This is a genomic window from Nocardia ninae NBRC 108245, assembly GCF_007990755.1.
GTDB lineage: Bacteria > Actinomycetota > Actinomycetes > Mycobacteriales > Mycobacteriaceae > Nocardia > Nocardia ninae.
Genome location: NZ_BJXA01000008.1, coordinates 1 through 14,811, shown reverse-complemented (window position 1 = coordinate 14,811; position 14,811 = coordinate 1). Strand labels below are relative to the sequence as shown.

Here is a 14,811-nt window from a genome sequence, read left to right as displayed (position 1 = left end):
ACCGGCGCACACCGAACACAGCCCTCGCGATCTGTGCCACAGACCGCTCCCCGACCGCGCGAAACGAGCGCCGGGAACGATTATTCCCTGCCGAGGCGCGATTGGTGATCTCACCTCGGCCGGGGCCGCTCAGCTCGCGGTATCGAGCAGAACGGCCAGCTGAGCACCGATGTCGGCCAGCGCCTCCGGTGCGGTCATCTGCGCGTGCGTCACCCCGATCGGCCGGTCGTGCACCGCACCCGTGACGTGCGGAGCCCAGTCGGTCGCAGTGGCGCGAAGCACATCCGCGGGGTCGGCCACGGCGGCGCTGAAGTACTCCAGCGTGCCGTGGAATACCCCTGGACGGTGCTCGGCGATCAGTTCGGCCGAGCGGACCGCGCTGCGATAGATGCGACGCAACCGTTCGGGGGTCAGTGCGACCAGTTCCGGCGGGATCATCGCGTGCAGCGCGGCCAGCGCCTGGTCACTCAGGTCGTAGATGTCGTCCTCGTCGGCGATCAGGTCGCTGCCGAGCCCGAGTTCGGCCAGCGCGCCGCGCACCGCCGCGCGGAAGCCCGCGACGTCGGGGTTCGGGTGGCTGTCCATCATGGCCAGCAGCGCGACCTGCTCGCCGTCGGCCTGCAGCTCGGTCGCGATCGCATGGGCGAGCACGCCGCCGAGCGACCAGCCGAGCAGTTTGTACGGCCCGTGCGGTTGCACGGTCCTGATCTCGCTGACGTAGCGGTGCGCCAGCTCGGCGATCGAGGTGGGCAGGTCGCCGTCCTCGGCCAGCGCCGGTGACTGCACGCCGTAGATCGGCTGGTCGGCGGGCAGGAACTGGGTGAGCCCGGCGTAGCTCCAGGCCAGGCCGTACATCGGGTGCAGGCAGAACAGCGGTGCCGCGGTGCCGCCGATGCGGATCGGCAGCAGGACCTGCATCGCGGCGTCGGCGTCGGACTCCCCCGCGGTGTCGATCCGCGCGACGAGGCCGGCCACCGTGGCATCGGTGAAGAACCACTGCACGCTGACGGTGGCACCGGTGGCCTCGCGCAGCCGGCCGACCGCCTGCGCGGCCAGCAGCGAGTTGCCGCCGAGTGCGAAGAAGTCGTCGTCGAGTCCGACCGTCTCCGCGCCGAGCAGATCCGCGAAGACCTGTGCGACCGTCTGCTCCAGCGGCGAGCTCGGCGCCCGGAAGACGGTGCCGCTGACGAATTCCGGAGCGGGCAGGGCCTTGCGGTCGAGCTTGCCGTTCGGCGTCAGCGGGAGCGCATCGAGCGGCACGATCGCATCCGGCACCATGTAGCCGGTCAGGAACTGGGCGGCCTGGGCACGGACGGTCACCGGGTCGATGGCGCTGTCGGCGACCACGTAGCCGATGAGCCGGTCACCGTTGCCCTCCGAACGAACCAGGGCGACAGCCTGATTCACGCCGTCGCACCGCAGCAAAGCCGCCTCGACCTCGCCGAGTTCGATCCGGAAACCGCGCAGCTGCACCTGCTGGTCGCTGCGACCGGCGTATTCGAGCTGCGCCTTGTCGCCGCAATCACGCCAGCGGCCGACGTCACCGGTGCGGTACATGCGAGAACCGGGCGCGCCGAACGGGTTCGCCACGAAGCGGGTCGCGGTGAGGCCGGGCCTGCCCAGGTAGCCGCGGGACAGTTGCGCACCGACGACGTGGATCTCGCCGGGCACGTCCAGCGGAGTCGGATGCAGGCGCGGGTCGAGCACGTACGCGTCCAGGCCGGGGATCGCGCGGCCGATGACGCTGGCCGGATTGTGCCGGTCCCGCTCGTCCAGCGGCAGGAACGACACGTGCACCGTGGTCTCGGTGATGCCGTACATGTTGACCAGACGGGTTGCCGCGCCGTGCCGTTCGTACCAGCGCTCGAGCTTGCGCAGATCCAGGGCCTCACCGCCGAACACCACGTAGCGCAGCGCCAGCGCGTCCGGCTCCGCGGCCCGGTCGGCCTCCACCAATTGGTAGAAGGCGGACGGGGTTTGGTTCAGCACCGTCACACGTTCGCGAATGAGCAACTCGCGGAACTGTTCCGGCGACCGCGAGGTCAGGTAGTCGACCACGACGACAGCGCCGCCGTGCGCGAGGCCACACCACAGCTCCCACACCGAGAAGTCGAAGGCGAACGAGTGGAACAGCGTCCAGACGTCGTTCTCGTCGAACCGGAAGAGGGTCTGGGTGTTCGCGAACAGCTCGACGACATTGCGGTGTGCGACACCGACGCCCTTCGGCACCCCGGTCGAGCCCGAGGTGTAGATGACGTAGGCCAGATTGTCAGGGTGCAGCGGCGCGAGCCGGTCCGCGTCGTGGATGGGCGCGTCGGCGAAAGCCGCTGTCTCCTCGAACAAGACGACGGGCAGGTCACCGGTGGGTACGGCGGCGCGGTCGTCCAGCGTGGTCAGTACGCAGACCGGAGCGGCGTCGGCGAGCATGAATTCCAGCCGCTGCGCCGGGTAGGTGGAGTCGATCGGCAGGTAGGCGGCACCGGTGGCGAGCACACCGAGCAGCGCGACCGGGAGGTCCTCGGTACGCGGAACGGCAACGGCCACCAGCGATTCGGGACCCGCGCCCTGGGCGATCAGTGCGCGGGCCACCTGGTTGGCGCGGCGCTGCAACTCACGGAAGGTAAGTGTGCGGTCACCGAATCGGATGGCGATGGCGTCCGGCCGACGCCACACCTGATCCGCGATGAGGCCGGGCAGCGTGGCGCCGGGCACCCAGGCGCCCAGCGAATTCCATTCGTGCAGGACGAGTTCGCGTTCACCGGCGGCGAGCAGGTCGATATCGCCGACCACTACCGCATCGTTGGCCGCCACCGCCGCGAGGATGCGGCGGAAACGGTCGGCGAAGTTCTGCACGGTCGCGGCATCGAACAGGTCGGTCGCGTAGGTGAGGACCGCCGAAATGCCTTGCGTGTCAGGCTGTTCCGCGACGGTCAGTTGCAGGTCGAACTTGGCGGGCTGGACCTGCGGGTCGATGCCGGACACGGTGAGTCCGGGCAGCTCGAGCGAGGTCTGCGCCAGGTTCTGGAAGACCAGCATCACCTGGAACAGCGGATGCCGCGCCGCGGAGCGGACCGGATCCAGCAGCTCCACCAGGCGTTCGAACGGCAGGTCGGCGTGGCCGAAGGCGGCCACGTCGGTCTGCCGGACGTCGGCGAGCAACGCGTCGAAGGTGGCGCCCGGCTCGATCTCGTTGCGCAATACCAGGGTGTTGACGAACATGCCGATCATGTCGTCGAGTTCGGCCTCGCCACGACCGGCCACCGGGGTGCCGATGGCGATGTCGGTGCTGCCGGACAACCGCGACAGTAGGACGGCCAGCGCCGCGTGCACCACCATGAACAGGGTCGAGTTGTGCTGCTGGGCAACGCGATCGAGGGCGGCGTGCAGATCCGCGTCGAGCTCGAAGTCCAGCGTCGCGCCTCGGTAGGAGGCGGTTGCCGGTCGCGGGCGATCCGCGGGCAGGGCCAGTTCGTCGGGCAGTGCGGCCAGCGCGGTGCGCCAGTATTCGGCCTGCTGAGCGATGAGGCTCTGCGGGTCGTCCTCGGCGCCGAGCACGTCGCGCTGCCAGATGCTGTAGTCCGCGTACTGGACCGGCAGCGGCGCCCAGGCCGGTGCCTCGCCGCCGGTGCGGGCGGCGTAGGCCAGCACCAGGTCGCGGGTCAGCGGGCCCATCGACCAGCCGTCCGCGCTGATGTGATGCGCCACGAAGACCAGGACGTGGTCGGTGGTGTCGGCGACATGGAACAGCTTCGCGCGGAACGGCACCTCGGTGGTGACGTCGAAACCCGCTGCGACGATGCGGTATACCGCGTCCGGCACGTCGACCGTGTCGATGCGTGCGGGCGCGAGATCGACCGGCACCGCTGCGGCGATGGACTGCACCGGGCCGTGCTGGGTCTGCGGATAGGTGGTGCGCAGGATCTCGTGGCGGGCCACCAGATCGCGTACCGCCGCTTGCAATGCGGCGACGTCGAGGTCGCCGGACAGGCGGATGGCGGCCGGGATGTTGTAGACGGCCGAGGCGGTGTCGAACTGGTTCAGGAACCACATGCGCTGTTGTGCCAGCGACAGCGGGATCTGCTCCGGACGCAGTCCTGCGACCAGGGCTTTGCGACCGCCGGTGCCTGCGTGCTGTTCGACCTTGGCGGCCAAGCCCGCGACGGTCGAGGCTTCGAACAGCGTACGAACGGGGACACGGAAGTCCAGCGCGGCACCGATGCGTGCCGCGACCTGAGTGGCCAGCAGCGAGTTACCACCGAGGCCGAAGAAGTCGTCGTCGGCGCCGACCTGCTCGACGCCGAGCACCTCTGCGTACACCGAGGCCACGATCTCTTCGATCGGCGTGGACGGCGCCCGGAAGACCTGAGCCTCGAACTCCGGCTCCGGCAACGCCTTCCGATCCAGCTTGCCGTTCACATTGAGCGGCAACGCATCCAGCACCACGAACGCCGACGGCACCATGTACGACGGCAAACCAGCGGTCAGCGCCGACTTCACCTCGGCGACATCGATACCGGTGGTCGCGGGGACCAGGTAGGCGACGAGGCGGTCACCGGTGCACGGGTCGGACTTGGCGATGACGGCGGCCTGGGCGATCTGCGGGAGCGGGAGCAGCGCGGCCTCGATCTCGGCGAGCTCGATGCGGAAACCGCGGATCTTCACCTGGAAGTCGGTGCGGCCCCGGTACTCCAGCTCACCGGAGGCGTTCCAAGCCACCAGGTCACCGGTGCGGTACATCCGCTCGCCGGTCTGGAAGGGGTTGGCCACGAACCGATCCGACGTCAGATCCGCCCGACCGAAGTAACCCCGGGCGAGCTGCGCACCGGCCAGATAGAGCTCGCCGGAAACGCTGACCGGGACCGGCCGCAGCCGCGAATCCAGCACGAAGACTTGGCTGTTCCACTCGGGCGCACCGACCGGCACGGACGCCTGGTCGTTGCGGGTGACCCGATGGCTGGTGATGGACACCGCGGCCTCGGTCGGGCCGTACAGGTTGAACAGTTCGACGCGGGGATAGTCGCGTAGGAAGCGTTGCGCCAGGCCACCGGGCAGCGCCTCACCGATCGCCAAGACCCGCCACAGGGAGGTCGGGAAGTCCGCCGTCGCCAATGCGTCGAGCATGGAGGGAACCACGTGCAGCGTGGTGACCCACTCGCGGGCCATCAACTCGTTCAAGTACGCCGGATCCTGATGACCATCAGGCGCGGCGATGACCAATCGGCCACCGCACACCGCAGCGGACCAGAATTCCCACACCGAAAGATCGAACGTCGCAGCCGTCTTCAGCAGAATCGCATCCGCCGCATCCAACCCGAACTCAGTGACCTTCCACTGCAACTGATTCGCAATAGCCGCATGCGAAACCGCCACACCCTTAGGCCGACCCGTCGAACCCGACGTAAAGATCACATACGCGGTATTCGCCGGACGCAACGGCGCAACCCGATCGGCATCGGTTACCGGGGAAGAATCCAGTCCCTCGAGGTCGAGCTCGTCGATCCGCACCAAAGGCGCTACCGGGGTATCGAACTCGGCGGCAGCGTTCGTCAGCACGCACACCGGTGCCGCCGACTCCAGGATGTAGCTCGTACGCTCGGCCGCCTGCGCGGGATCCACCGGCACATACGCACCACCGGACTTCGCCACCGCATACATCGCCACGATCAGATCGATCGACCGCGGGAACGCCAGCGCGACCCGCGACTCCGGACCCACGCCGATCGAGATGAGGTACCGGGCAAGGCGATTCACCCGAGCATCCAGCTCGCCGTAAGTCACCTTCGCGCGACCTTCGGGCAGATCCGCTACCAGCGCCACGGATCGCGGATCGGCCGCCACAGCGGCATCCACCAGCGAGACCAGCGTCGCCGACTCGTCGACCTGCTGCTCGGTCACGTTCCAGTGCGCCAGCACCGCATCGCGTTCGGCCTCGTCGAGGATCTCGATATCGCCGACCGGCACCCGCGCGTCCGCCACCACGGCGGCGAGAATCCGCGTCAACCGCTCGGCGAAGCCCTGCACCGTAGCGGCGTCGAAAAGATCTGTCGCATAGGTGAAGAACCCACCCAGGCCGGTGGGCACACCCGATTCGTCGTAGCCGTCGCCCACGATCAGGTGCAGATCGAACTGCGACACAGCCAGATCCGCGTCCAGCCCCGCGACCGTGAGGCCGGGCAGTTCGAGCGCGGTGCGCGCGATGTTCTGGAACGACAACCCCACCTGGAACAGCGGGTGATGCGCCGTCGACCGCGGCGGGTTGAGCACCTCGACCAGCCGCTCGAACGGGATGTCCGCGTGCGCGAACGCCTGCAGATCGGATTCCCGCTGCCTGGTGAGCAATTCGGCGAACGACTCGCCCGACTCGAACTGCGTCCGGAACACCACCGTGTTCACGAACATGCCGATCAGGTCGTCGAGCTCGCGCTCACCGCGACCGGCCAGCGGCGTGCCGATGGCGACGTCGGTGGCGCCCGAAAGCCGGGCCAGCAGCACGGCCAGCGCGGTGTGCACGACCATGAACAGCGTCGCACCGTGCGCGCGAGCGAGTTCCACGAGACCGGCATGGGTGGCCGCGTCGATCTGCACGTCCACCCGCGCACCGGCCATCGACGCGATGGCAGGACGCGGCCGATCCGTCGGCAACTCGAGCAGATCCGGCAGGTCGGCCAGGTGCGTGCGCCAGAAGCTGATCTGCTGCGCGGCAATCGATTCGGCGTCGGACTCGTCGCCGAGCACCGCCCGCTGCCACAGCGCGTAGTCGGCGTACTGCACCCGCAGCGGCGCCCAGCTCGGCGCCTCGCCCGCGGTCCGCGCGGCGTAGGCGATCATCACGTCGCGCGCCAGCGGGCCCATCGAGGAACCGTCGGCGGCGATGTGATGCACCACGACGGCCAGCACATACGTGTCCGCCACGCCGTCTACCTGCAGCAGCGCCACCCGGACCGGAACCTCGGCGGTCACGTCGAACGAACTCGATGCCAGCGCGTAGACCGCGCCCGCGACGTCGGCCTCGCTCAGTACCCGCGGCGCGACATCGAGGTCAATACCGTTGGGCGGCAACACCACCTGGATCGGGCCGTCGGCCGTTTCCGGGTACACGGTGCGCAGCACCTCGTGCCGCGCCACCACGTCGTGCAGCGCCGCGCCGAGCGCGGCCACATCCAGCGCACCGGTCAGCCGCAGCGCGAACGGCAGGTTGTAGGCGGCCGATCCGGCCGTCTCGTCGTCCTGGTCGAAGCGGTTGAGGAACCACATCCGGCGCTGTGCCAGCGACAGCGGCAACTGGTCCGGTCGCGCGATGCTGCCGAGCTCGACGCCGGGGCGTCCGTGCACCTGCGAGTCGATCACCGCCGCGAGACCGGCCACGGTGGGCGCCTCGAACAGCGTCCGCACCGGCACCCGGCCGCCGACCGCGGCGCCGAGCCGCGCCACCACCTGGGTGGCGATCAGCGAGTTGCCGCCGAGGGCGAAGAAGTCGTCGTCGGCGCCGACCCTGGCCAGGCCGAGCACCTCGCCGAACACGCCGGCGATGATCTCCTCGACCGCCGTTGCGGCCGCTCGGAATTCGCGCGCGGTGAACATCGGCTCCGGCAGCGCCTTGCGATCGAGCTTGCCGCTGGGGTTCAGCGGGAACGCGTCGAGCGCGACGACGGCGGCCGGAACCATGTAGGCGGGCAGTGTTTCCGCCACGGCGGCCCGCAGCTCCTGCGGGTCGATGTGCGCGCCGGGCGCGGCGACCGCGTAGGCGACCAGCTGGTCACCGAGCGACGACTGGCTGACCAGCGCGACGGCTTGGCTCACCGAATCGTGGGCGAGCAAGGCGGTTTCGATCTCGCCGAGCTCGATGCGCTGGCCGCGGAACTTCACCTGGAAGTCGGTGCGGCCGAGGTAGTCCAGCACCATCTCGTCGTCGGCCTCGGCACCGGAGGCCTTGCGCCACACCACCAGATCGCCGGTGCGGTACATGCGCTGACCGGCGCCGAACGGGCTCGCCACGAAGCGATCCGCCGTCAGGTCCGGCCTGCGGACGTAGCCGCGGGCCAGTTGGTCACCGGCCAGGTACAGCTCGCCCGCCACACCGTCGGGCACGGGGCGCAACCGCGAGTCCAGCACGTAGACCTGAGTGTTCCACTGCGGCAACCCGATCGGCACCGAGCGGGTATCCGACCCGTCGGCCGGCCAGTAGGTCACCGACACCGCAGCCTCAGTGGGCCCGTAGAGGTTGTGCACGTCCGCATCGATCACCGCGTGCACCGCGGTGACCGTCTCCGGCGGCAGCGCCTCGCCGATCACGAAGATCTGCTCCAGCGTCGGCACGGCGCCCTTCGCGGTGTGCGCCGCGAAGATCGTCAGCATGGAAGGCACGAAGTCGGTGACCGTTACCGACTGCGCGGCAATGGTTTCCGCGACATAGGCCGGGTCGCGATGCCCGTCGGGGGTCGCGACGACCAGTTTCGCGCCGACGCGCAGCGGCATGAAGAAGCCCCACAGCGACACGTCGAATGTGGTCGCGGTCTTCTGCAAGTAGACGTCGTCCTGGTTGAGCGGGTACTCCGCCAGCATCCACTCGATCTGATTGTTGATCGCCGCATGCGACACCGCGACACCCTTGGGACGACCCGTCGAGCCCGAGGTGAAGATGACATACGCGGGATGCTGCGGCAGCACCTTCCGGAGCAACTCGTCCTTGCGGACCGGGGCACTATCGAACCGCGCCAGATCGGCGGTGTCGATGGTCACGGTCGCAACGCCTGCGGGCAAGGCGGCCGCGTCAGTGGAAGTTGTCACGACACAGGCGGGTTGGGCGGTATCGAGGATGTGCGCGATCCGCTCGGCCGGATGATCCGGATCCAGCGGCACATACGCACCACCCGCGGTCACGATCGCATACATGCCGACAACGAGGTCGAGAGACCTCCGAATCGCCAGTCCTACCAGCGACTCCGCACCCACACCCTGCGAAATCAACAGCCGGGCAAGCTGGTTGACCCGCTGATCGAACTCACGATAAGTGAGTTCGGTGCCCTCGTAGGCCAGCGCGACAGCATCCGGGGTCGTGGCCACCATCTGCCGATAGCCGTCGAGCAGCAGATCCGGTGCCACCCGCTGCCGGGTGTCGTTCCACTCGAACAGAATTCGATCCCGCTCGACCAGCGACAGCAGGTCGGCATCGCCGAATGCGCGGTCGGGATCAGCGGTGACCGACCGGAGCAGCCTGCGCAGCCTGGCGGCGAAGCGCGCGATCGTCGCCTCGTCGAACAGGTCGGTGGCATAGGTGAACATCGCCGACATGCCTGCGTCGTCGCCCTCGTGCGGGGTGACGGTCAACTGCAGGTCGAATTTGGCTGCCGCGCCATCCAGATCGAGGGCCGCCGCGGACAGCCCCGGTAGTTCCAACACGGGTTTGTCCATGTTCTGGAAGAACAGCGCCACCTGGAACAGCGGATGATGCGCCTGCGAACGGGCAGGATCGAGCACCTCGACGAGCCGCTCGAACGGCAGCTCGACATGCGAGAACGCCGCGAGGTCCACCTTTTTGGCGGACTCGACCAGTTCACGGAACGACTTGCCCGGCGCGGTGTCGGTGCGCAGCACGAGCATGTTGACGAACATGCCGATCAGGCCGTCCAGCTCGGCCTCGCCGCGGCCCGCCACCGGGGTACCGATGGCGATGTCGGCGGAGCCCGACAGCCTGGCCAGCAGCGCGGCGAAGGCCGCGTGCACCACCATGAACAGTGAGGCGCCCGTGTCGAGGGCGATCGCCTCGAGCTTCGCCCGGATCTGCGCGTCCACCTCGAACGTGTAGACCCCGCCGCGGCCGGAGGCCAGCGCGGGCCGGGATCGATCCGTCGGCAGCTCGAGCCGGCCGGGCAGACCCGCCAGAGCGGTTCGCCAGTAACCGATCTGGGCGGCGGCCACCGACCGTGGATCGTTCTCGTCGCCGAGCATCGCGCGCTGCCACAGCGCGTAGTCGGCGTACTGCACCGGCAGCGGCGCCCACTCGGGCGCGGTGCCCGCGGCGCGCGCGAAGTAGGCGACGGTCAGGTCTTGTACCATCGGCGCCATCGAGGTGCCGTCGGCCGCGATGTGGTGCACGACCACCGCGAGCACGTAATCGTCGCGGCCCACCTGGAACAGCGCCATCCGCAGCGGCACCTCGGCCGCCACATCGAAACCGGCCAGCATGAACTCGGCCAGCGTGTTCGGCAGTGCCGACGCCGCGAGCTCGGTCACCGTCAGCTCCGGAATCGCCTGCGCCGCAGGCAACACCACCTGGTAACCGGTGCCGTCCACCGCCGGGTAGACGGTGCGCAGGGTCTCGTGTCGCTCGACCAGGTCGGCGACCGCCGCCTGCAACGCAGGCACGTCCAGCGAGCCGGACAGCCGGATCGCGAACGGAATATTGTTCGCCGCCGACGCGGTGTCGAACTGGTTCAGGAACCACATCCGCTGCTGCGCCAGCGACAACGGAATGTGTTCGGGGCGCGGCATCCGCGTCAGGGCCTGCCGCCCGCCCGAGCCCGCGATCGGCTCGAGCCGGGCCGCCAGACCGGCGACCGTCGGTGCCTCGAAAACCGTCCGCGCCGGTACGCGCGCGCCGATCTGCGCGCCGAGCCTGGCCACCACCTTGGTCGCGATCAACGAGTTGCCGCCGAGGGCGAAGAAGTCGTCGTCGGCGCCGATCGCGGTATCGGCATCGAGCAGCTCCGCGAAGATGCCTGCGACCAGCAGCTCCAGTTCGCCGCTCGGCGCACGGAATTCCTTGGTCTGCAACTGCGGTGCCGGTAGCGCGCGCCGGTCCAGCTTGCCGACCGGGGTCAGCGGGATCTCGTCGAGCACCGTGATGCTGGTGGGCACCATGTGCGCGGGCAGCTTGCGCTCGGCGAGCGCGATCAGCTCGTCGGCAGCGATCGCCGCGCCAGGAGCTGCCAGCACGTAGGAGGCCAGAATCGTGGCGCCACTGTCGAGTTGGTGGCCGATGGTGACCGCGAAGTCCACGCTGTCGTGTCCGGCGAGTACCGCGTCGATCTCACCGAGCTCGATGCGGAAACCACGCACCTGCACCTGGAAGTCGTTGCGGCCCGCGTACTCCAGCCTGCCGTCCGCCGTCCAGCGGACGAGGTCGCCGGAGCGGTACAGCCGAGAACCGGTGGGGTCGAACGGGTTCGCGATGAAGCGCGTCGCGGTGAGCGCGGGCCGCTCGTGGTAACCGCGCGCCACCTGGGCGCCCGAGATATACAGCTCGCCGACCACGCCGTCCGGCACCGGCGAAAGCCGCTCGTCCAGCACGTATTCGGTGACGCCGCGGATCGGTCCGCCGATGGTCAATGGCGCGTCCAGTTCCAGCGGCGCGCCGATATTCACGACGATGGTGGTCTCGGTCGGTCCGTAGATGTTGAACAGCGCGCGCACCCCGCCGGACACCGGAAGCAGCCAGCGCCGCACCAGATCCGGCGGCCACGCCTCGCCGCCGACCGCGACGACCCCGAGGTCGTCCAGACCGGCGGGATCGATGGAGGCCAGCGCGGCGGGGGTGATGAACGCGTGGGTCACCCGCTCGCGGCGCAGTAGCTCGGCCAGATCGTCGCCGCCGAACACCGTCGGCGCGACCACGACCATAGTCGCCGCGCCGCCCAGCGCGAGCAGCATCTCCAGCATCGACGCGTCGAACGACGGCGACGAGAAGTGCAGGGTGCGTGCGGTACTGGTGACGCCGTAGTGGGTGCGCTGCTCCTCGCAGAAGCCGGCGATCCCGGCCTGGGTGGCCACCACGCCCTTCGGCGCGCCCGTCGAACCGGAGGTGTAGATCACCCAGGCCGGATGCTCGGCGCGCAGCTGACGCACCCGATCGGCGTTGGTGATCGGCTCGGTCGAGTGCTGTTCGAGCGAGTGCAGCGTCGAATCACCATCGATGGCAAGCCATTCGACCTGCCCGGGCAGCTGGGTCGCCGCCTGCCTGGTGGTCAGGCCGAAGACCGCGCCGGAGTCCTTCACCATGTGTTCGACCCGGTCGGCCGGGTAGTTCGGGTCCACCGGGACGAAGCCGGCGCCGGACTTGGCCACCGCCCAGACCGCGAGCACGGACTCGATCGAACGCGGGATGCCGATCGCGACGAGATCCTCCGGGCCGATACCGCGATCGATGAGCAGCCGTGCCAGCCGGGTCGACCGCTCGTCGAGCTCGGCGTAGCTCACCTGCGCCAGTGTCGCGGTGGCGTCGGCGTAGCGCAGGGCGATGCCGTCGGGGTTCGCTTCGACGGCCGTCGCCATCAGCTGCGGCAGCGTGATGACCCGGGGCCGCCGGGTTCGGGCCGGACGGACACGAGCGGGACGCGTCATGCGGTCACCAGTGCCAGGGTCTTGCTTCCCCGTCGCCGAGCCGACCGCACGTCCCCCACTACACGAACCATGAAACTCTGCTCATCCTGCCTGTCGAACATGTTTACGCCACACTTGCAACGGCTGCCCTGATTCGGCAAACCGGTCCCGAGTGACCCTAGTCATGTTTTTAGGGGCTTGCACCCGGTACTTGACGGGTTTTACCCCGCACGCAGCAGATCGGACAGGGCGACCACGGTCGCCACCTGCGTCCATGCGCTGTCGACATCGGCGCCGTCGGCGAGCGCCACCGCCCGCAGATCCGCCAACGCCGCCGGATCGAGGGTACCGAGTCCCGCTCGGTCGGTCAGCAGGTGGCTGACCCACTCGTCGGCCAGCGCCTCGGTCAGGTCGGCATCGACCGGGGCGAGCACCATCGACGCCCCGCACGAGCCTGCGGCCACCACTTCGATCAACGCCAGCTCCGCCGAACCGCCGAACTGGAAGGTCCGCGATTCGAAGGTCAGCTCGGTGTCCGTGCGCAACCGGTCCGCCGCACCGGCCAGTTGGTCATAGTCGAGCGTGCGCGCCCCGACGAAGGCCGGGTCGGTGCCGCGCAGCACCCGCGTGCGGTGTGCGTAGGTGACCGGCCGCGGCGATTCGGCCGCGATCTGGGCGGCCACCGCGGGATCGTCGAGCACGAGCCAATCGACCTCACCCGCCACCGGTGCCGTGGCACTGGTGAGCCCGGTCTTCACGACCGGCCCCGCCGGAATCGGCGCGTCGAGCGAGGCAACCGGTACCACCGCGGCCCCGGCCTTGAGCACGGCCCAGGTCGCCACCACGGCATCGACCCCGCGGTCGAACCGCACGGCGACACCGTCGCCCGGGCCGCAGCCACGGGCGGCGAGCACGCGCGCCAGGCGGGACGAGCGGGCATCGAGTTCCTGGTAGCTCACCGCGTCCTCACCGAAGACCAGCGCGGGACCGTCGGGGTCGTCCTCGACCACGGCGGTCAGCGCCTGCGTCAGCGCGGTTCCGGTGGTGGCGGTGCCGCCCTTGGGTGCGGACTCCTGCGCGGACTCCGCGGCGGACTGCACCCGCTCGCGCTCTTGCGCGTCGAGCAGGTCGATATCGCCGACCCGCACCTGCGGATCGGCGACCACCGCGGTCAGCACCCGCTCCAGCCTGCGGCACAGCGCCTGCACCGTCGACTCGTCGAAAAGGTCTGTCGCGTAGGTGATCGCGGTGATCAGCTCGTCGGGCGCACCGTCGGGGCGGTGCCGCGGGTCGACGTTCACCTGCAGGTCGAACTTGGCCGCGATCTCGCCGCCGTCCAGCCCGGTGACGGTCAGGCCGGGCAGTTCCAGCGACGGCTGCTCGTTGTTCTGGAACGAGAGCACCACGCCGAACAACGGGTTGTAGACCGAGGCGTGACCGGCGGCGACGACCTCGGCGACCCGTTCGAACGGGATGTCCGCGTTGGCGAAGGCGGCCAGGTCGGTCTCGCGGGCCCGGTCGATCAGTTCGGCGAACGTCACGCCGGGCTCGACGGCGGTGCGCAGCGTCAGCGTGTTGACGAACATGCCGACCAAGTCGTCCAGCGCGCGTTCGCCGCGGCCCGCGATCGGGGTGCCGATGGCGATGTCGCTGCTGTTCGACTGCCGGGCCAGCAGCACCGCCAGCGCGGCGTGCACGACCATGAACAGCGTCGAATTGTGTTCGCGCGCCAGCCGAACCAGCGCCGCGTGCACGTCGGGCGACACGGCGAAGCCGGTGGACGCGCCGCGCATCGACGGGATGGCGGGGCGCGGGCGGTCCAGCGGCAGGTTCAGCTCGCCGGTCAGCCCGTCGAGCTGGCTGCGCCAGTAGGCCAACTGCCGTGCCGCGATGGAGTTCTCGTCGTCGTCGGTGCCGATGACCGTGCGCTGCCAGCTGGCGAAGTCGGCGTACTGCACCTCGAGCGGCGACCAGCGCGGCGAATTACCGCCGATGCGAGCGAGATACGCGGTCACCAGATCGCGCGCCAGCGGCGCCATGGAGGCGCCGTCGGCGGAGATGTGGTGCACGACCAAGGCGAGCAGGTGCTCGTCCTGGCCGACCGCGAGCAGCAGCGCGCGCACCGGAACCTGTTGCGTCACATCGAAACCGGTGGCCATCAGCTCGGTGATACGGCCGAGCGGATCCGCGGTGGTGACCGTCTCCAGGCCGCCGGGCAGCGCCTCGCCGACCGAGAGGATCTCCTGGTAGGCCACCCCGGACGGGTCCGCGGGGTAACGGGTGCGCAGGGTCTCGTGCCGCTCCAGCACGTCGGCGACGGCATTGCGCAGCGCGGGCACGTCGAGCACGCCGGACAACCGGATGGCCAGGGGGATGTTGTAGGCGGGCGAGTCCGGATCGAACTGGTTGAGCACCCACATCCGTTGCTGGGCAAGGGAAAGCGGCACCCGATCGGTGCGCGGCACCCGGGCCAGCGGCGGCCGTGCGCCGGCC

General features: G+C 69.5%; 1 protein-coding gene and 1 pseudogene. Both read right to left on the bottom strand.

Translation table 11 applies throughout. The features are described from left to right. Positions 1 to 129 precede the first annotated feature (129 nt). Positions 130 to 12,339: pseudogene (locus NN4_RS08345) on the bottom strand (amino acid adenylation domain-containing protein); the annotation flags it as partial. Between the two features lie 200 nt (positions 12,340 to 12,539). Continuing rightward, positions 12,540 to 14,811 (bottom strand): condensation domain-containing protein (locus NN4_RS08340; protein WP_147129381.1); only part of this gene is annotated, 2,272 nt, incomplete at its 5' end.